Annotated in this window: 20 protein-coding genes; 12 read left to right on the top strand and 8 right to left on the bottom strand. The window is 64.6% G+C overall.

The features are described 5' to 3' along the window. From QTI66_RS14770 to QTI66_RS14750, 5 genes are all read right to left on the bottom strand, one after another. Positions 1-1,011 (bottom strand): lactonase family protein, encoded by a 1,011-nt coding sequence (locus tag QTI66_RS14770; RefSeq protein WP_286560527.1) that lies wholly within the window; start codon positions 1,009-1,011, stop codon positions 1-3. Positions 1,012-1,015: 4 nt separating this feature from the next. Further along, the gene (locus tag QTI66_RS14765; protein ID WP_286560526.1) at positions 1,016-2,311 is read right to left on the bottom strand and encodes a TRAP transporter large permease; all 1,296 of its coding nucleotides are present in this window, start codon (positions 2,309-2,311) and stop codon (positions 1,016-1,018) included. Positions 2,312-2,319: 8 nt separating this feature from the next. Next, entirely contained in the window at positions 2,320-2,808 is a 489-nt protein-coding gene (locus QTI66_RS14760) for a TRAP transporter small permease (protein WP_286560525.1), read from the bottom strand. Positions 2,809-2,932: 124 nt separating this feature from the next. Beyond that, entirely contained in the window at positions 2,933-3,910 is a 978-nt protein-coding gene (locus tag QTI66_RS14755; protein ID WP_286560524.1) for a TRAP transporter substrate-binding protein, read from the bottom strand. 49 nt (positions 3,911-3,959) lie between these two features. Next, positions 3,960-4,775, bottom strand: coding sequence for an NAD-dependent epimerase/dehydratase family protein (locus QTI66_RS14750; RefSeq protein WP_286560523.1), 816 nt, complete (start codon positions 4,773-4,775; stop codon positions 3,960-3,962). A gap of 135 nt (positions 4,776-4,910) precedes the next feature. On the opposite strand from QTI66_RS14750, the gene QTI66_RS14745 reads away from it, so the two are divergent. The 7 genes from QTI66_RS14745 (at position 4,911) to QTI66_RS14715 (ending at position 11,643) form a co-directional block, all read left to right on the top strand. Next, entirely contained in the window at positions 4,911-5,756 is an 846-nt protein-coding gene (locus QTI66_RS14745; RefSeq protein ID WP_444815001.1) for a FadR/GntR family transcriptional regulator, read from the top strand. A 134-nt stretch (positions 5,757-5,890) separates the two neighbouring features. Beyond that, the gene (locus QTI66_RS14740; RefSeq protein ID WP_286560522.1) at positions 5,891-6,871 is read left to right on the top strand and encodes a Bug family tripartite tricarboxylate transporter substrate binding protein; all 981 of its coding nucleotides are present in this window, start codon (positions 5,891-5,893) and stop codon (positions 6,869-6,871) included. Positions 6,872-7,124: 253 nt separating this feature from the next. Further along, positions 7,125-8,042 carry a 5-dehydro-4-deoxyglucarate dehydratase gene (kdgD, locus tag QTI66_RS14735; RefSeq protein WP_286560518.1) on the top strand — a complete coding sequence of 306 codons (918 nt, stop codon included), beginning with the start codon at positions 7,125-7,127 and terminating at the stop codon, positions 8,040-8,042. Between the two features lie 95 nt (positions 8,043-8,137). Further along, complete coding sequence (locus QTI66_RS14730; protein ID WP_286560516.1) at positions 8,138-8,590, top strand: nuclear transport factor 2 family protein; 453 nt, start codon at positions 8,138-8,140, stop codon at positions 8,588-8,590. 89 nt (positions 8,591-8,679) lie between these two features. Then, a complete protein-coding gene (locus QTI66_RS14725; protein ID WP_286560514.1) occupies positions 8,680-10,116 on the top strand; it encodes an aldehyde dehydrogenase family protein in 1,437 nt (478 codons plus the stop codon). 227 nt (positions 10,117-10,343) lie between these two features. Further along, the gene (locus QTI66_RS14720; RefSeq protein ID WP_286560512.1) at positions 10,344-10,952 is read left to right on the top strand and encodes a P-loop NTPase family protein; all 609 of its coding nucleotides are present in this window, start codon (positions 10,344-10,346) and stop codon (positions 10,950-10,952) included. Positions 10,953-11,001: 49 nt separating this feature from the next. Then, complete coding sequence (locus tag QTI66_RS14715) at positions 11,002-11,643, top strand: ABC transporter ATP-binding protein (RefSeq protein WP_286560510.1); 642 nt, start codon at positions 11,002-11,004, stop codon at positions 11,641-11,643. Between the two features lie 20 nt (positions 11,644-11,663). On the opposite strand, the gene QTI66_RS14710 is transcribed toward QTI66_RS14715, so the two are convergent. Together QTI66_RS14710 and QTI66_RS14705 are read right to left on the bottom strand one after the other, a co-directional pair. Next, on the bottom strand, positions 11,664-13,112 hold the full coding sequence (locus QTI66_RS14710; RefSeq protein ID WP_286560508.1) for a flavin-containing monooxygenase: 1,449 nt from the start codon (positions 13,110-13,112) through the stop codon (positions 11,664-11,666). Between the two features lie 81 nt (positions 13,113-13,193). After that, complete coding sequence (locus QTI66_RS14705; protein ID WP_286560506.1) at positions 13,194-14,099, bottom strand: AEC family transporter; 906 nt, start codon at positions 14,097-14,099, stop codon at positions 13,194-13,196. A gap of 116 nt (positions 14,100-14,215) precedes the next feature. Between QTI66_RS14705 and QTI66_RS14700 the strand changes: the two genes are divergently transcribed. The 4 genes from QTI66_RS14700 (at position 14,216) to QTI66_RS14685 (ending at position 17,910) form a co-directional block, all read left to right on the top strand. Next, positions 14,216-15,190: a tripartite tricarboxylate transporter substrate binding protein BugE gene (locus tag QTI66_RS14700; protein WP_286560881.1), complete on the top strand. Its 975-nt coding sequence runs from the start codon at positions 14,216-14,218 to the stop codon at positions 15,188-15,190. A gap of 74 nt (positions 15,191-15,264) precedes the next feature. Further along, positions 15,265-16,167 carry a site-specific tyrosine recombinase XerD gene (xerD, locus tag QTI66_RS14695; RefSeq protein WP_286560503.1) on the top strand — a complete coding sequence of 301 codons (903 nt, stop codon included), beginning with the start codon at positions 15,265-15,267 and terminating at the stop codon, positions 16,165-16,167. Further along, complete coding sequence (locus tag QTI66_RS14690; protein ID WP_286560501.1) at positions 16,142-16,918, top strand: DUF72 domain-containing protein; 777 nt, start codon at positions 16,142-16,144, stop codon at positions 16,916-16,918. The genes xerD and QTI66_RS14690 overlap by 26 nt, the downstream gene beginning before the upstream one ends. Before the next feature lie 11 nt (positions 16,919-16,929). Beyond that, entirely contained in the window at positions 16,930-17,910 is a 981-nt protein-coding gene (locus QTI66_RS14685; RefSeq protein ID WP_286560499.1) for a Bug family tripartite tricarboxylate transporter substrate binding protein, read from the top strand. A gap of 4 nt (positions 17,911-17,914) precedes the next feature. Here the strand turns inward: QTI66_RS14685 and QTI66_RS14680 are convergent, their stop codons facing one another. Next, positions 17,915-18,718: a ferritin-like domain-containing protein gene (locus QTI66_RS14680; protein ID WP_286560498.1), complete on the bottom strand. Its 804-nt coding sequence runs from the start codon at positions 18,716-18,718 to the stop codon at positions 17,915-17,917. Between the two features lie 38 nt (positions 18,719-18,756). Between QTI66_RS14680 and QTI66_RS14675 the strand changes: the two genes are divergently transcribed. Continuing rightward, entirely contained in the window at positions 18,757-19,281 is a 525-nt protein-coding gene (locus tag QTI66_RS14675; protein ID WP_286560497.1) for a gamma carbonic anhydrase family protein, read from the top strand. The last annotated feature ends 11 nt before the right edge of the window (positions 19,282-19,292 follow it).

The raw sequence follows: 19,292 nt of genomic DNA, 5'->3' as shown, positions 1-19,292 counted from the left end.
TCAGTCCACCAGCGCGAGCGTCTCGACCCAGTTGGCGCCCTTGCCCGCGGGCGCGTCGCCCAGCACGCTCAGCGCGCCGGATTGCGGGTCGATGGCGTACAGGCGAAGCCGGTCGGAGAGCTGCCCCGACGCGATCAGGAAGCGACCGTCCGGTGTGACGTTGAAGCCGCGCGGTTGCGCTTCGGTGTCCACGTGGCCGATGAGCGACAGCGTGCCGCTTGCGGCATCCACGCGGAAGGCCGCAATCGTGTTCGAACGCCGTTCGCAGGTGTAGAGAAAGCGACCGTCCGGCGTGAGGTGAATGTCCGCGGCCCATGGCTTGTCGCTGAACGCCGGCGGCATGGCGCTGATGGTTTGCACCGTGCTCAGCGTGCCGGCAGCCGAATCGAAGGCGAGCACGTCGACCGTGCCGTCCAGTTCGTTCAAGAGATAGACAAAGCGCGCGTCCGGGCTGAACACCAGATGGCGCGGGCTCGCATCGTCGTGCGGCGCAAAGGCAGCCGGCTTGTGGGGCGTGAGTCGGCCTGTTGCAGCATCGAAGTCGAACTGCATCACCACGCGACCGCCAAGGCAGGGCACGAAGACAAAGCGGTTCGACGGGTCCGCCACGATGGCGTGCGCGTTTTGCCCGGTCGGCAACACCTGTTGCGTGGCGCCTGCAACGCCATCGGCATCGATGGTGTTGACGGCAATCTGGTGGCCGCCGTAGGAGCCGGTGAACAGGTAGCGGCCGCTGCGGTCCGTCGAGGCGTAGGCCATGCTTTGCGGCAGTGCCCCGGCGCCCAGCGCACGGAGTTCGCCGCTCCGGGGATCGATGGCAAAGCTCAGCGCCTCGTGCGGTTCCGAGCGACGGACCGCGTAGAGGCGATCGCGCTTCGGACTGAGCGCCATCGGCATCACGGCGCCGCCCACGGCCATGCTTTGAATCGGCGTCAGCGTGCCTTGCGCCGGATCCAGGCGCAGGACCGAGATGTCGCCACTGTCGGAGTTGGAAACGTAGACCGCAAACATGCGCTTATTTCACCACCATATAGAGGCCCGGGAGCCATGTGGAGAACGCGGGCACGAAAGTCACCACGCCCAGCGCAAAAATCAGCGCGCCATAGAAGGGCCAGATGGTCTTCATCACCGTGCCGACCGACACGCCGCCAATGGCGCAACCCACGAACTGCGTCGTGCCCACCGGCGGGGTGTTCAGGCCCAGCGCGCAGTTGATCAGCATCACCACGCCGAACTGCACCGAGGTCATGCCGTACTGCTGCGCGATCGGCAGGAAGATCGGCGTGCACAGCAGGATGGTCGCGGCCATGTCCAGGAAGGTGCCCAGCACGAACAGGATGATGTTGATCAGCAGGAAGATCATCCACGGCGTGGTCGTGATCTGCGACAGCATCTGGCCCGTGAGTTCCGCCACGCCATACAGGCTGATGAGGTAGCCGAAGGTGCTTGAGATGCCGATCAGCAGCAGGATCACGCCGGTGGTGCGCACGGCCTTCGAGGCGGCCTTGACGAAGTGTTCCCACTTGAGCGTGCGGTACACGAAGATCGTGAGCGCCAATGCATACAGCACGGCCACGGCGGCCGATTCGGTGGCCGTGAACACGCCCGACAGGATGCCGCCCAGGATCAGCACGACGATGAACAGGCCCGGCAACGCCGCCGCGAACGAACGCGCCACGATGCTCCAGCCCGGGAAGGTGCCGGCGGGGTAGCCGCGCTTCACCGCGACCAGGTAGGCGGCCGCCAGATTGCTGATGGTCAGCACCGCCGCCGGCAACAGGCACGCCAGGATCAGCGCCGCGATCGACACCTTGCCGCCCGCTGCGAGCGAATAGATGATGAGGTTGTGGCTGGTCGGCATCAGCGCGCCCACCAGGGCAGCGTGCGTCGTCACGTTGACGGCGTAGTCCGCGTGGTAGCCCTCTTTCTTCATCATCGGGATCATCACGGCGCCCATGGCCGAGACGTCCGCCACGGGCGAACCCGAGACGCCGCCGAACAGCGTGCAAGCCACCACGTTCGACATGCCCAGGCCGCCGCGCACATGGCCGACCAGCGCACGCGCGAAGTTGACGATGCGATCGGCGATGCCGCCGTAGAGCATCAGCTCGCCGGCAAAGATGAAGAAGGGAATGGCCAGGAACGAGAAGATGCCCATGCCCGATGTCATCTGCTGGAAGCCCACCGCCAGCGGCAGGCCTTCATACAGCAGCGTGGACAGGGCGGAGAGGCCGATCGAGAACGCGACCGGCACGCCGAGCAAGAGGAACAGCGTGAAGGACACGCACAGGATAAGGAGCGGAATAGTCATTGCAGTGCTCAGCCCCAGGCGGGTTCTACTTCCTGGCCTTTGGCCAGGGCGATGATGTGTTCAATGGAGAACATGACGATCAGCACGCCGGCGATCGTCGCCGGCACGTATTTCCAGCCTTCCGAGATCCACAGCGTCGGCAGGCGGTAGTCCCACACGGAGATCGCCAACTCGCCGCAGCCCATGGCCATCGCGATGCCGAACAGCAGGATCAGCGCGTGGATGAGGTATTCCATCTTCAGGCGCAGCCAGTCGGGCGCGAGCACGAGGAAGGATTCGAGACCGATGTGCCCGGCGTCACGCACGCCAACGGCCACGCCGAACATCGTGACGTAAAGCACCAGCAGCAGGGCGAGGCTCTCGGCCCAGGTGGGTGTGTTGTTGAGCACGTAGCGGCCGAACACCTGCCAGCTCACGGCGCAGATCACTGCGACGAGCCCGAAGATGCCCAGCCACATGCAGGCACGCGCGAGCGTGCGGCAGATTTTGGTGTACATGGTGTTTTCTTTTTTCTCCCTCCCCCGCCGGGGGAGGGTAGGGGTGGGGGCGCGCGGCGCATCCTTGTCGCGCATGCATGCCCCCATCCCGGCCTTCCCCCGGCAGGGGAAGGAGTGAGGTCATTTACTTCGTGTCCTGGACGCGCTTGACCAGGTCCTTCAGCTTGGCGTCGGTGATGAACTTCTCATACACCGGCTTCATCGCTGCCTGGAACGGGGCCTTGTCGACGTCGATGATCTCGGCGCCGCCCGCCTTCACCGTCGCGAGCGACTTGATTTCACGTGCTTCCCACTGCTTGCGCATGTAGGGCACCGATTCCTTCGCCGCCTGGCGCAGCCAGCCTTGCTCTTCCGGCGAGAGCTTGTCCCACACGCGCTTGGAGAAGAGCAGCACTTCGGGGGCCATCGAGTGCTCGGTCTTCGAGTAGTACTTGGCCACTTCGAAGGCGCGTGCGCTTTCGTAGGTGGGGTAGTTGTTCTCGGCGCCATCGATCAGGCCGGTCTTCAGGCCGGTGTAGACCTCGCCCATCGGCATCGGCGTGGCGTTGGCGCCCATGGCTTCGAGCATCGACACCCACAGGTCAGACTGCTGAACGCGGATCTTCATGCCCTTCATGTCGGCGAAGGAGCGCACCGGCTTCTTGGCGGTGAACATCGAGCGTGCGCCGCTGTCGTAGTAGGCCAGGCCCACGAAGCCCTGCTTCTCGCACGACTTCAGGATCTCCTCGCCGATCGGGCCGTCCAGCACCTTGTGCAGATGGTCGACCGAGCGGAACAGGAAGGGCATGGTCGGCACCTGCGTCTCGGGGCAGATGTTGTTCATGGGCGCGATGTTCACGCGCACCATGGCCAGGGCGCCGATCTTTGTCTGCTCGATGGTGTCCTTTTCCTGGCCCAGCGCGCTGTTGTTGAACACCTTGATGGTGTCCTTGCCGCCGGACAGTTCCTTGAGGCGCTCGCCCATGAACTTGACCGCCGTCACTGTCGGATAGTCGTCCGGGTGGATGTCCGCCGAGCGGAATTCGGTGGCCTGGGCGCCGATGCCGGTGAGGGTCGCGGCAGCAAAGGCGGCCAGTGCGATCAGGGAGCGTCGGAGTTTCATTTGTCGTCCTCTTTGGTTGTCGAAAAAAGTGAAAGCGGGTGGTGGCGTATCAGTCGCCGAAAGGGCCTTGCGCGGTGAACGCGCCGCCCTGGTAGATGGCATTGGGATCGGTGGGGGCCACGGGAGGCTGCGCCTCGACCTTGTCGCGGAATACTTCAGAGCTGTCTTGCGGCTTGAATCCCAGGTGCGCGGCGGCGCTGTTGTCCCACCACACGACCTTGTTGTCCGACATGCCGTAGGCCACCGTGTGCTTCACGCCAGGCGTGAAGAGCGACTTTTCCATCAGCGTCGTCAGGTCGCGGAAGCTCAGCCACGAACTCATCATCCGGCGATTGAGCGGCTCGGGGAAGGACGAACCGATGCGGATGCTGACGGTTTCGATGCCATAGCGGTCGAAGTAGAACTGCGCCATGTCCTCGCCGAAGGCCTTCGACAGGCCGTAGTAGCCATCGGGCCGGCGCGGAGCATGGGCGTCGATGCGCTCATCCTGCTTGTAGAAGCCGATGACGTGGTTCGAACTGGCGAACACCACGCGCTTGACGCCATGGCGGCGCGCGCCTTCATACAGGTTGAAGATGCCCTTGATGTTGGCTTCGAGGATTTCCTCGAAAGGGCGCTCCACCGAAACGCCGCCCAGATGCACGATCGCATCGCAGCCGGCCACGAGTGCGTCCACCGCGGCTTTGTCGGCCAGGTTGCAGGGCACCACTTCTTCGTTCGGGCCCTGCGCTGGCGCCATCTCGGCGACGTCGGAAAGGCGAATGACGTCGGCGTACGGGCGAAGACGCTCGCGAAGCACCTTGCCCAAGCCGCCGGCGGCGCCGGTGAGGAGAAGTCGGGCGACTTTGCGCTCTGAATTTGACATGTTTTAAAAAGCGGTCCTGAAGCTGGCATCAGTCCGGTCTTTCCGTTGACTGATGCATCCTGTTTCGATTGACTCTGACCCAATAGAGATCAGTTATATGTTGTCGTACAACGCGTGGGGGATTATCATCTTCGCATGGCGTCCATCGATACGGGTAATCACCTACTGCATGCAACGCCGGCGACAAGCGCCGGTGAGGGGGGCCCGCCTGCGGCCCCGCAGGCGCCCTTTGTAGGGCGTCCGCGCCAGCGTGCAAGAGGATTGGCACATGGTTTGGTAGAAGACCTCAGCGCCAAGATTCGCGATGGGGCGTTGCGCCCGGGCGACAAATTGCCGACCGAATCCGAAATCATGCAGGCCTACGAGGTGAGCCGCACGGTGGTGCGGGAAGCCCTGTCCAAGTTGCAGGCCGGCGGCCTGGTCGAGACGCATCACGGCATCGGCACCTTCGTGCTGCAGCCGCGCGCCGGCGGTGCATTCCGGCTCGACGCCGGCGACATCGCGACCTCGGTCGATGTGCTGGCGGTGCTCGAATTGCGCATCAGCCTTGAAACCGAATCGGCCGGCCTCGCGGCCAGCCGCCGCACGGAAGAGCAGTTGCAGGCCATGCGTCAGGCGCTCGACGACTTCGAGAGCAACGTGGCCGAAGCGGGCGATACCGTGGCGCCAGACTTCCGATTTCACCTGCAGATCGCGCAGTCGACGGGTAACCCGTACTTTGCGGACATCATGAGCCACCTGGGCACGACCATCATTCCGCGCACGCGCATCCATGCGATCCGCAACCAGGACAAGGGCGGCGAATACCTCAGCCGCGTGAATCGCGAGCACGAAGAGATCTACGCAGCCATCGCGCGGCGCGATCCGGAGTCAGCCCGCGCGGCCATGCGAATCCACCTGACAAACAGCCGCGAGCGCCTGCGGGTGGCGCAGGAAGCGGCACAAAAAGCGCAGCCCACGCCGCCTTCGCCGGTGGGCTGAAATCCTGTTTCGATTTTTTCTGGACAAGTCGTTCGTTGAGTTGTACGATGACTGATAACTTCAACGCCAGCGGGAAATTCAGCCCGCACTTTCATCCAGGCGCCATGTTTTTTCAACGCAAAGGGGACACATCAATGAGTTTCTTCCGTCAGCGCCGCATCGTCGGTGCCGCCTGCATCGCCGCCCTCTCCACCACCTTCGCCGTCGGTGCCTTCGCGCAGGATGCATGGCCGTCCAAGCCGATCAAGATCGTCGTGCCGTACCCGCCGGGTGGGTCGTCAGACATCATTGCGCGCGCCATCAGCCAGCCACTGTCGCTCGCGCTCAAGCAGCCGGTCATCGTGGAGAACAAGCCGGGCGCCAATGGCAACCTTGGCGCGGACTTCGTTTCCAAGTCGCAGCCGGATGGCTACACCATCCTGCTGTGCGACGTGGGCGCGCTGGCCATCAGCCCGTCGGTCTTCAAGCTGGCTTTCGATCCGTCGAAGGACCTGCGCGGCGTGACGATGCTGGCGTACTCGCCGCACCTGCTGGTGGTGCACCCGTCGGTCAAGGCCAACAACCTGAAGGAGCTGGTTGCGTTGTCGAAGACGAGCGACCTCAACTTCGCGGTGACCGCCACCGGCAGTGCGCCGCATCTCGCCGGCGTTGCATTGCAGCGCGCCGCGGGCGCCAAGTGGACCTACGTTCCCTACAAGGGCGGCGTGCAGGCGGTGCAGGACACCGTTTCCGGCACCACGCAAGTGCTGATGAACGGCATGCTGGCCACCTTGCCGCAAGTGCAGGGCGGCAACCTCAAGGTGCTGGGCGTTTCCAAGGCGACGCGCATGCCGCTGATCGGCAACGTGCCGACGATTGCAGAGCAGGGCGTGCCCGGATTTGAAACCGGCACCTGGCAAGGCGTGCGCGTGGCCAAGGGCACGCCGGACGCGGTGATCCAGCGCCTGAACAAGGAACTCATCGCCATCATCCGTTCGTCCGACATCCGTTCGCGACTGGCGGGGCAGGGCGCTGAAGTCGTGACGATGACGCCGGCTGAAGAAGAAGCGTTCTTCAACAAGGAACGTGCGCGCTGGGCGCAGGTCGTCAAGGAAGCCGACATCAAATTGGAATAGTCAGCCCCCCGGCTTTTCATTCCGCTTTGCTCCATGTAATTCGCCAAACGAGTCGATGCCAGAGGCATCGGCCCTTCGTCCCGTCCAAGCCTGCGCAGGCAGGCTTGGAGCCGCGGTCCTCAGCCCCGTGGGGGCGACCCCGGCACGCCTTGGGGCGGCCCGGCGGCGGCCGCGTTGCTTGAAACAGGCAGCAGTCGGCCTTGGCGAATTGCATCCGTTTTTTTCTCCCGAACCAATTCAATCTGGACACTCGATGAACCCGCAAGAACTCAAGACCATCATGGGCTCCGGCCTGCTTTCGTTTCCGTTGACCGACTTCGACGCGAACGGTGACTTCAACAAGAAGGGCTATGAAAAGCGCCTGGAATGGCTGGCGCCTTATGGTGCGAGTGCGCTGTTTGCGGCGGGTGGCACGGGCGAGTTCTTTTCGCTGACGGGTGCGGAATACCCCGGCATCATCAAGACGGCTGTGGACACCTGCAAGGGTGTGGTGCCGATCATCGCGGGTGCGGGCGGCCCGACGCGCTTTGCCATCGAGTGCGCGCAAGCGGCCGAAAAGGCCGGCGCGCACGGCATCCTGCTGTTGCCGCATTACCTGACCGAAGCCGGCCAGGAAGGCTTGGCCGCGCACGTGGAAGCCGTGTGCAAGAGCGTGGACTTCGGCGTGATCATCTACAACCGCGGCTCGACGCGCTTCAAGCCCGAGACGCTGGCGAAGCTGGCAGAACGCAACCCGAACTTGGTCGGCTTCAAGGACGGCATCGGCGACATCGAGACCATGGTCGCGATCTACCAGCGTATGGGCGATCGCTTCGCCTACCTCGGTGGCTTGCCGACAGCAGAGGTCTACGCCGCTGCCTACAAGGCGATGGGCACGCCCGTGTATTCGTCCGCCGTGTTCAACTTCATCCCGAAGACGGCGATGGACTTCTATCACGCAGTCGCCAACGACGACATGGCGACGCAGCATCGCCTGCTGAAGGACTTCTTCATGCCGTACCTCGACCTGCGCAACCGCATGCAAGGCTACGCGGTGAGCATCATCAAGGCCGGCGCGAAGATCGTCGGCCATGATGCAGGCCCGGTGCGCACGCCGCTCACAGACCTGAAGGCCGACGAGATCGAAATGCTCAAGGTCCTGATCGACAAGCTAGGACCACAGGGCCTGTAAAAACTTGCCCCGCCCGGGGCAAGACCAGCGGGCCGGCTGAGCTGGTTCCGCGGGATTCCACGACAACAAATTTCATAACAACCGCAGGAGACCACATGCTCAAAAAACTGTTCCTCATTGCCACCGCTGCATTGGCCCTGTCTGGCTGCGCCGGTATGTCCAACAGCCCTTCGCCGGGCGATGAGCAGGCCGTCGCGGCGGCCGCTGAAAAGCTGCGGCTCGCGATGATCGACCCGTCGCCTGCCGCCCTAGGCGCGCTCGTGGCGGACGATTTGAGCTACGGTCACTCGGGTGGCAAGGTGGACACCAAGACCAGCTTCATCGCGGACCTGATGAGCGGCGCGTCGGACTTCGTGACCATCGCGATCACCGAGCAGACCATCAAGGTGGTGGGCAATGCGGCCATCGTGCGGCACACGCTCACGGCCGACACCAACGACGCCGGCAAGCCGGGCAAGGTGAGCATCAAGATCCTCGGCGTCTGGCAGAAGCAGGGCGGCGACTGGAAGCTTCTGGCCCGCCAGGCCGTGCGCCCACCGGCACCATGATGCGCGGCTGATTCTCGACAACACACCGGGGCCGAAGCGGCATACGCTTCGGCCCTGTTCCGCTATTCCACTGCAAAGGACAACCAGAGATGCAACAACACGACAACCTCATCGGCGGCGAATGGGTCAAGGGCAACAGCTACAGCCCCAACCTGAACCCCTCGAACCTGTCCGACACCATCGCCGAATACGCGCAGGGCGACGCGGCGCAAGTTGCAGCGGCTGTTGCCGCCGCCACGGCCGCCTTCCCCGCGTGGGCCACGGGCAGCGTGCAAGCGCGCTCGGATGCGCTGGACAAGATCGGCAGCGAAATCCTCGCGCGCAAGGAAGAACTCGGCACGCTGCTCGCTCGCGAAGAAGGCAAGACCAAGGCGGAAGGCATCGGCGAAGCCACGCGCGCCGGCCACATCTTCAAGTTCTTCGCCGGCGAATGCCTGCGGTTGTCGGGCGAACTGCTGCCCTCGGTGCGTCCTGGCATCGGCGTGGAAATCACGCGCGAACCGGTGGGCGTCGTCGGCCTCATTACGCCGTGGAACTTCCCCATCGCCATTCCCGCCTGGAAGATCGCGCCGGCATTGGCCTTCGGCAATTGCGTCGTGCTCAAGCCGGCTGACCTGGTGCCGGGCTGCGCATGGGCGCTGGCCGACATCATCAGCCGCTCCGGCATTCCGGCGGGCGTGTTCAACCTCGTGATGGGCCGCGGCAGCGTGATCGGCGATGCGCTGGTCAACGATCCCGGCATCCATGCGGTGAGCTTCACCGGTTCGGTCGGCGTGGGCCGCCGCATCGCCTTGAAGTGCGTGGAGAACCACAAGAAGGTGCAGCTCGAAATGGGTGGCAAGAACCCGCAAGTCGTGCTCGACGACGCCGACCTGAACCAAGCCGTCGAACTGAGCGTCCAGAGCGCGTTCTATTCGACCGGTCAACGCTGCACCGCGTCGAGCCGCCTGATCGTCACCGAAGGCATCTACCCGAAGTTCATCGAGGCGATGAAGCAGCGCATGGCGAAGATCAAGGTGGGCGATGCGCTCGCCCAGGGCACCGACATCGGGCCGGTTTCCAGCCAGACCCAGCTCGAGCAGGACTTGAGCTACATCGAGATCGGCAAGAGCGAAGGCGCCACGCTGGCCGCCGGCGGCGAGCGCCTCAAGCTGGACACCGACGGTTTCTACATGTCGCCCGCGCTGTTCAGCGAATCCGTCGCCTCGATGCGCATCAACCGCGAGGAAATCTTCGGCCCGGTGGCGAGCGTCATCAAGGTCAAGAACTACGAGGAAGCGCTGGCGACAGCCAACGACACCGAGTTCGGCCTCTCGGCCGGCATCGCGACCACGAGCCTCAAGTACGCCACGCACTTCAAGCGCCACAGCCAGGCCGGCATGGTGATGGTGAACCTGCCGACGGCAGGCGTGGACTATCACGTGCCCTTCGGCGGGCGCAAGGGTTCGAGCTACGGTCCGCGCGAGCAGGGCCGCTATGCACAGGAGTTTTTCACGACGGTGAAGACGGCTTACACGCTGGCCTGAATGGGTTGGCCGCTCCGGAAGCGGCCTCCTCCAATTGAGGGAGGAACTGTAGGAAATTTCGAGGATCGTTTCAGGTCTTTCTTAGTCTGGCAACGCCTTGCACGAAGTGAAAATTGCCGACCACGCTCAGCGCGGTTTGCGAGGTTCAGCGACTTCGGCAATGCCAGAAAAGGGAGAGAACGATTCCACGAATCAGATTGCGTACGCCGGGGCCGGTGGGCCCGTCCTTGGCGCGCCGCGCAGAAGCGGATCCGGCATTTGGCTCCGAGACTCTTCCGGTCGACAACTCCAGCATCAAGATCGTCATCGTTGGCAGCAGCGGTAGCGGCAAGATCTGGCTGGCCAACACCCTGGGTGCCATTGCAGCGGCCCCGGTCCTTCATCTTGACGAACTCTCCTGCATTGCGCCCGCCGCCAGGCAAGAGCGGCCCGCCCGTGCGATTGCTGCGCAGGTTGAACAGATTCGCAGCACCGAAAGCTGGGTGGTGGCAGGCGGCTTTGGCGAGCTGGCAGCACCCTTTCTGGAAGACGCGCATGCGCTGATCTGGCTCAACTTCCACTGGGCCGCTTGTCGCGAATTCTCGATGAGCGCCGCTTCTGATGACAGGACGCCCGAGACCGGCTTCACCAAGCTTGTGGAGTGGGCGTCGGCCTATCAAACGCGTGGTGAATCCTTTGCCGGCCATCTCTCGTTGTATCGGCGCTTTCCGGGCCCGCGACTTTGCCTTCAAACGGAAGAAGAGGCGATCAGCCTCGTGGATGCCGCCATGCAGGTGGGCATTCACGACGCGCTGGGCGAAGGCGCCGCACGCCTGAACAGCCTGCGCTGGCGCTGAGCACCAGCAGGCGCATTTCGCTTCGGATTCGCGCCAGAATCGCGGGCGCATGAACACTTCGACCCGCCCCGACATCCTTCGCCTGCATGAACTTCGCTTTGCCTATCCGGGCGAGCCGCCATTGAACTTCGGCCCGACGCTGGCCATCGGTAACGGCATCACGCAGGTGTACGGCGACACGGGCAGCGGCAAATCGACTCTGCTGAAACTGATCGCGGGTGAATTGACCGGCAGCGGGCAGTTGACGCTGTCAGGCGTACGACTTGACGCGAACCGCGAGGCCTATCGCCGCCAGCTGTTCTTTGTCGAGGCGCCAACGGATGCCTTTGACCAGCTCACCGGCCGCGAATGCACCACGCAGCTGCGCGACGGCGACGAGGCTTTCGATGAAGGGCTCTGGCAGGCTGCAGTGGAAGGCTTTGCCCTGCCACCGCACATCGACAAGAAGATGTTCATGCTCTCCACGGGCACGAAGCGCAAGGTCTGGCTGGCCGCAGCGCTCGCCAGCGGCCGGCCGCTGGTGCTGCTCGACGAGCCGACCGGCGGCCTCGATGCAGCATCCATCCGCTGCCTTTGGCGGCTGTTGTCCGATCGCGTGCCGAGCGCCGGCCGTGCTGTCGTCGTTGCCAGCAGCGAGCGCATCGACGATCGCGTGCCTCTGGCGAAGGTCATCGAACTGCCGCTGGCTTGAGAAAGCCCTCGAACAGCCCTTCAGCCTGAAAACCGCATCACGCCGTCGTTCACCGAGCCAAAGCGCAAGGTCATCATGTCGGCGAGGTAGTTCTGGTTGAGCTTCCACGGCTTCTTCGTGCCTTGCCTGGGAAGCTGCGACAGCACCCGCTGGAAGTAGCCCGACGACAGGTCGACCCATGGGGCGGTGGCCATTGAATCGTCGACTTGCGGAATGCACTGGCGAATGCCGTTGCGCTTCATGTGATTGAGCAGCCGGCACACGAAGCCACTGGCCAGGTCGGCCTTCAAGGTCCAGGAGGCATTCGTGTAGCCGAAGACGGACGCGAGGTTGGGCACGCCGCCGAACATCACGCCCTTGTAGCTGACCATTTTGGACGCTTCCAGCTTCTGGCCATCGACGACGAATTCCAGACCTCCCAAGGGCTTGAGTTTCAGGCCCGTGGCGGTCACCACCAGATCCGCCTCGAGCTCGGCGCCGCTCGCCAGCCTCACGCCCTTTTCGGTGAACGATGCGATCTGGTCCGTGACGATGCTCGCGCGCTGCTCCCGGATGGACTTGAACAGGTCGCCGTCAGGCACCAGGCACAGGCGTTGCTCCCACGGGTTGTACCTGGGCGTGAAGTGCGTGTTGACGTCGTAGTTGTCGCCCAGTTCCTTTTTCACCATGCCGATCATGGCGGCCTTCACCTGCGCGGGCTTGCGCCTGCAAAGCCGGAACACGTACATGGTGAACAGCAGGTTCTTCCACCGCGTGAGGCCGTGCGACCACGAAAGCCCCAGCCGACGGCGCAACCACATGGCGACTGGGTCGATGGACGGTCGCGACACCATGTAGGTGGGCGAGCGCTGCAGCATGGTGACGTGCGCCGCGTCCCTGGCGAGCGCCGGCACCAGCGTCACGGCGGTGGCGCCGCTGCCAATGACCAGCACGCGCTTGCCGGCGTAGTCGATGTCTTCGCTCCAGTGCTGCGGATGCACGATGCGTCCCTTGAAGCTTTCGATGCCCGCAAAGTCCGGCGTGTAGCCTTCGGACGTGTCGTAGTAGCCGATGCACATCAGCAGGAAGGCGCAGCGCATGCGGATGTTGTCGCCGCCGTCGCGTTCGATGTCCACCGTCCATTGCGCGTCCTGCGAGGACCAGCTCGCGCGCCGCACGCGGTGGCCATAGCGGATGCGGCCTTCGATGCCTTCGTCGCGCGCCGTGTCGCGCAGGTATTGGAGGATGTCCTCTCCGGCGGCAATGGCCTGCTCGCCGCCCCACGGCCGGAACGAATAGCCCAGCGTGTACATGTCCGAGTCGGAGCGCACGCCCGGGTAGCGGAACAAATCCCAAGTGCCGCCGAGCCGTTGCCGTCCCTCGACGATCGTCACGCTGCGCTCCGGGCACTCGCGTTTCAAATGGCAGGCCGCGCCGATGCCCGAAAGCCCGGCGCCCACGATCAACACATCGACGGTTTCTTCTGCCATGGCGGGCATTCTCCTCAGGGCTCGCTGATCGTAGCGGCGGGGATTCCCTTGGTCGAGCCTCCGATTGGGGAGGTGTTGTCCCTACCTCGGCAACGCCAGCGCAAAAGGCAGGCTGGCCGCGCCGAGCAAGGTCGAGAGGGTGACCAGCCCGGCCACGAGCGGGCCGTTGTAGCCCATGCGCGCGGCCAGCACGTAGGCGCTCGAAGCGGTCGGAACGGCAGAAAAAGCGAGCAGCACAGTGGCCTGCATCGGCTCCAGCCGCAGCCCGCGTGCCAGTCCCCACGCGACCAGCGGCAAGATGAGGTGCCGGATCGACAGCACCGCCACGGCCAGCGTCTTGCCACGCCCCAGGTGCGCGAACTGCATGCCGGCGCCCGCCGCCATCAGGCCCAGCGCAAGCGATGCGCCGCCAATGCGCGAGAGCGTGGGCGTGAGCCAGGTCGGCACGGTGAAGCCCAGCACATTGGCCAGCAGCCCGCTGGCCGTCGCGATGATCAGCGGATTTCGAACCAACTGCCGCAGGAAGCCGGTGCGCCCGTGCCGCGCCATCGGCCATACCGATGCGACGTTGAGCAGCGGCACGCACACGCCGATGAGCACCGCGATCAGCAACAGGCCCTGCGCGCCGCCCAGCCGTTCCGCAAGCGTCAGCGCAATGAAGGAGTTGAAGCGGAACGCGACCTGCGCGCTGGCCGCATGGTCGCGCGCGTCGATGTGATGGCGCAGCCAGGGCAGCCAGGGAAGGCTGTAGGCCAGGCCAATGCCGATGAGGCTCATCGTGACGCCGGCCGCGAGCAGGCTCGAGGTCGCGCCAAAGTCCAGCGGACTGCGCACGATGGAATGAAAAAGCAGTACCGGGAAGAGAAAGTAATAGACCAGGCTTTCGACCTGGTCCCACACGCGGCGATCGAGTGCGGTGTAGCGGCACAGCAGCCACCCGCAGGCAATCAGCGAGAAGTCGGGAAAGAGCAACTGGGCGAAGTTCACCCGCCCGAGGATAAACGCCGTGCTCTCGGGCTTTACACCGACAGAAGGGGTGTGCGCTTGCCGCTAGCATTGAATGCTTCTTTCCAAGCTTTCAAGTCCACAGGAGATTGCTGATGTTGCAACGCCGTCAATGGGGCCAGCTGGCCATGGCCACCACGCTTGCCGCCCTTGCGGGCCCGAGCCTGGCGCAGGGCTACCCCACGAAGCCCATCGAACTGCAGGTGCCCTTTGCGCCGGGCGGCACCACCGACATCGTGGCGCGTGTCATTTCCGAGCCCCTGGCCAAGCAGCTGGGCCAGCCCGTCGTGGTGGTCAACAAGGCCGGTGGCGGCGGCGCCGTGGGCGCGAACGAAACTGCCAAGGCGGCGCCGGATGGCTACAAGCTCGGCGTGGCCACGGTGTCGAGCACGGCAGCCAATCCGGCGATCAACCCGAAGACGCCGTATGACCCGATCAACGACTTCACGCCCATCGTCAACATCGCCGCGACGCCGAACCTCATCGCGGTGAACCCGAGCTTTCCGGCGAAAAACTACGCGGAGTTCATTGCCGAACTCAAGCGCAATCCGGGCAAGTATTCGTACTCGACTTCCGGCACGGGCGGCATCGGCCACCTGCTCATGGAGCTCTACAAGAGCCTGACGGGCACCTTCATCACGCACATTCCGTATCGCGGTGCCGGCCCGGCGCTCACGGACACGGTCGCGGGCCAGGTCCCGATGATCTTCGACAACCTGCCCTCGGCGCTGCCCTTCATCAACACCGGCAAGCTGGTGCCCATCGTGGTCGCCGCACCGCAGCGGCTCAAGGAACTGCCCAACGTGCCGACCTTCAAGGAAGTGGGCCTGGAGCCGGTGAACCGCATGGCCTACTACGGCATCCTCGGTCCCAAGGGACTGCCCAAGGAAGTGGTCGACAAGATCAATGCCGGGGTCAAGAAGGCGGTGGAAGATCCGGCCGTCAAGAAGCGCATCGAAGACACGGGCTCGCTCATCGTGGCCAACTCGCCCGAGCAGTTCGCGGCGCAGATCAAGGCGGAGTACGAGGTCTACAAGCAGGTCGTGGCCAAGCAGAAGCTCAAGCTCGACTGATTGCTTCGGCAGTGCATCCATGAACCCAGGCCGCCCCCACCGGGCGGCCTTCTTGTTTTGATATCTTCGGCACGATGACCACGGCGGCTCCCGCACTTCCCGAAATCGACGACTTCGTCGATGCGCTCTGGCTGGAGAACGGCCTGTCGAAGAACACGCTCGCGGCCTATCGGCGCGACCTCACGCTGTTTGCCGTCTGGCTGCATGAGCGCGGCATGGCGCTGGACGCCGCGCGGGAGAATGACCTGCAGGCCTACATGGGCGCGCGCTTGTCGCAAAAGGGCAAGGCGACGTCCGCCAATCGTCGCCTGACGGTGTTCAAGCGCTACTTCCGCTGGGCACTGCGGGAGCGGCGCATCGTTGCCGACCCCACGCTGAGGCTCGTGCCGGCGCGGCAATCCTTGCGCGTGCCCAAGACCATGTCGGAAAAGCAGGTGGACGATCTGCTCGCCGCGCCGGACATCGACACGCCGCTGGGCTTGCGCGACCGCGCGATGCTGGAGCTCATGTACGCGAGCGGGCTGCGTGTGAGCGAGCTGGTTTCGCTCAAGGTTTTCGACATGAGCCTCAACGATGGCGTGTTGCGGGTGCTTGGCAAGGGCAACAAGGAGCGGCTGGTGCCTTTTGGTGCCGAGGCGCGCAAATGGATCGAGCGCTACCTGCACGAAGCGCGCGCCGTGATTCTCGGCGGCCAGCAGACGCCCGACCTCTTCGTGACGGCACGCGGCGCGGGCATGACGCGCGTCATGTTCTGGATCATCGTCAAGAAGCAGGCGCTGGCCGCGGGCATTCGCTCGCCGCTGTCGCCGCACACGCTGCGCCATGCCTTTGCCACCCACCTGCTCAACCACGGCGCTGACCTGCGTGCGGTGCAAATGTTGCTCGGTCACGCCGACATTTCGACGACCACCATCTACACGCACGTGGCGCGCGAACGCCTGAAGCAGCTGCATGCGCACCATCATCCCCGCGGCTGAAAGGATGTTCATCGGCTGCGCGGGCTGGAGTTTGCCGCGCGCGCAATGGCCGAAGTTCGCGTCGCAGGGATCGCATCTCGAGCGCTACGCGGGCCGCTTCAATGTGGTCGAGATCAACAGCTCCTTCTATCGGCCGCATCGCGTGGAGACCTACGCGCGCTGGGCTGAAAGTACGCCGGACGACTTCCGCTTCGCAGTCAAGCTGCCCCAAACCATCACGCACGAGCTTCGGCTGGTGAATGCCATGGCGCCGTTCGACGCCTTTGCAGGGCAGGTGGCGGGGTTGGGGAGCAAGCTGGGTTGTCTGGTCGTGCAACTGCCGCCGAGCCTTGCGTTCGACGCGGCGGTGGTGAAGCGTTTTCTGTCTGCGCTCCGGCGGCGTCACGAGGGCCCTGTCGCATTGGAGCCGCGACACGAGAGCTGGTTTGCCTCGGCGCCGGACGCCTTGCTGGCGAGTTTCAGGATCGCCCGCGTGCTCGCCGACCCGGTGCTGTTTCTCGCTGCAGCAGCGCCGGGCGGGTTTGACCGGCTGGTCTACCTGCGGCTGCACGGCTCGCCGCGCCGCTACTGGTCGCGCTACGCGGACGATCTGCTCTTGCAGCTTGCGCAGCGGCTTCGAATGGCGCAGGCGGGCGGCGCGCAATGCTGGTGCATATTCGACAACACCGCAGGTGGCGAGGCGATCGGAAATGCCCTGACGCTTGCCGATGCACTTGGCGCGACGCAGGCCTTCAACCCGCCCAATCAGTGAGAATTCAAAGGATGAGTTTGAACATCTCCCGTCGCGCTTTCGCCGCGTCTGCGCTCGCCGCAGCCGCGCTCGTGAGCGCAGGTGCCAACGCCCAGACCATTCCCAAGACCATTCGCCTCATCGTGGCTTATCCCACAGGCGGCGTGAGCGATGTGATTGCGCGCATGCTCGCCGAAAAGCTCTCGGCACAACTTGCCACCACGGTGGTCGTGGAAAACAGGGCCGGTGCCAGCGGCACCATTGGCATGGACGCGGTCGCAAAGGCACCTGCCGATGGCAGCGTGATCGGCTTTTCCGCCATCAGCCCGCTGGTGCTCAGCCCGCACTTGACCAAGTCGCCCTTCGACCCGGAGAAAGACATCGCGCCGGTGGCGAGCGTGATGTACTCGCCGGTGCTGATCCTCGCCACGTCCGCCAGCGGAACCAAGGACTTTCGCAGCCTGATGAGGGACGCCGATGCGTCGCCCGGCGCGATTCGCTGGGCAACCTCGGGCCAAGCCTCGCTGGGGCACATCATGCTGGAGCAGCTTCGTGTGGGCGCGAAAGTCGACATCACGCACGTGCCCTACAAGGGCGGTGGTCAACAGATGAACGACGCGCTGGGCGGGCAGTTCGAAATTCTTTCGACCAACGCGAGTCCGGCTGTGGCCTCGCATATCAAGTCCGGGAGGTTGCGCCCGCTGGCCGTCGGTGCGCCCAAGCGGCTGGAAAGCCTGCCGCAGGTGCCGACGCTGGCAGAGCTGGGCTACAAGGCCGCCAACATGTCGTCCCAGTTCGGCGTGTTCGCGCCCGCCGCGACGCCGGAAGTACTCATCATCAAATACAACGTCGAGATCAACAAGGCGCTGGCCTCGCCGGACTTGCGCGCCAGGCTGCTTGCGACCGACAACGTGCCCACGGGCGGCACACCCGACGATTTCGAGCGCGAGATCGTGCAGGAGTTCGAGAACAACGGGCGCATCATCCGCGCCTCCGGCATCAAGGCTGAATGAAGTCTCAGGGCTGATTCAGCGCGCGCAATTCTTCCTCGCTGAAGCCTGCACGCTGGCGCGCCTCGAGGTTGAAGGGCGGCTTGAGCCGTGGTGCCTCGTAGCGCGCGACCAGTTGCGGATACATCGCTTCAGCGTCGAGCCCCGCGTGTTCGCAGAGCCAGCGGTACCAGTGATTGCCGATGGCCACGTGACCCACTTCATCACGCAGGATGATGTCCAGGATGCGCACCGCCTCGTGCGCATCGGGCGTGTTCACGCGGCGCAGCTTGGACTGGATGAGGGGCGTGGCGTCGAGGCCGCGCGCCTCCAGCGTGCGGGGCACCAGCGCCATGCGGGCGAGCACGTCGTCGCGCGTTTTCTCGCACATGGTCCACAGGCCGTCGTGCCCGGGGAAGTCGCCGTAACGAAAGCCCATGCCCTGCAAGTGCGCGTGCAGCATGGTGAAATGTTGCGCCTCTTCATCGGCGACGCGCAGCCAGTCCTCGTAGTAGGCCGGCGGCATGCCGTCGAAGCGCCAGACGGCGTCGAGTGCGAGGTTGATCGCGTTGAACTCGATGTGGCAGATGGAGTGGATGAGCGCCGCGCGGCCTTCGTGGGTGAAGGGCGATCGGCGCGGAACGGCGGTCGCGGCCACACGGGCAGGGCGTTCCGGGCGGCCCGGCACGCCGGCATCGTCGCCGGGCTGGCGCACGGCTTGTTGCGGGGCGCGGGCCATGTCGCCATCAGCGGCAAGGGCGCGCGTGGCGGCAACTTTCTGTTCGGGGTCGTCCAGACGCAAAGCCGTCAGGGCGCGAAGGCGGGGGTGCATCCCTACAATTCTAGTTTTGACCCCCGAAGGAGCACCTGATGGCCGTGTATGAACTCGATGGCGTGGCGCCCCAACTGGCCGAAGGCGCCTGGGTTGCAGACAGCGCGCAGGTCATTGGCAACGTCGTCATGGCTGAAAACGCCAGCATCTGGTTCGGCAGCGTGGCACGTGGCGACAACGAGCCCATCACCATCGGGCGCAACAGCAATGTGCAGGACCTGTCGGCGCTGCATTCCGACATGGGCTCGCCCCTGACCATCGGCGAGAACGTGACGGTCGGCCACATGGTCATGCTGCATGGCTGCACGATTGGCGACGGCTCGCTCGTGGGCATCGGCGCGGTGATCTTGAATAACGCGCGCATCGGCCGCAATTGCATCGTCGGCGCCGGCAGCGTCGTGACGGAGGGCAAGGAGTTTCCCGACAACTCGCTCATCATCGGCGCGCCCGCCAAGGCGGTTCGCACGCTGGACGACGCCGCGGCCGCCCGCCTGCGCGACAACGCGCAGCACTACATCGACAACAGCCGGCGCTACGCCAAGGGCTTGAAGAAAATTGCCTGATCGGCGCCGGC

Origin of the sequence: Variovorax brevis (assembly GCF_030317105.1) — a bacterium.
GTDB classification, from domain to species: Bacteria; Pseudomonadota; Gammaproteobacteria; order Burkholderiales; family Burkholderiaceae_C; genus Variovorax; species Variovorax brevis.
This window is presented reverse-complemented; position numbering and strand designations above follow the sequence as displayed.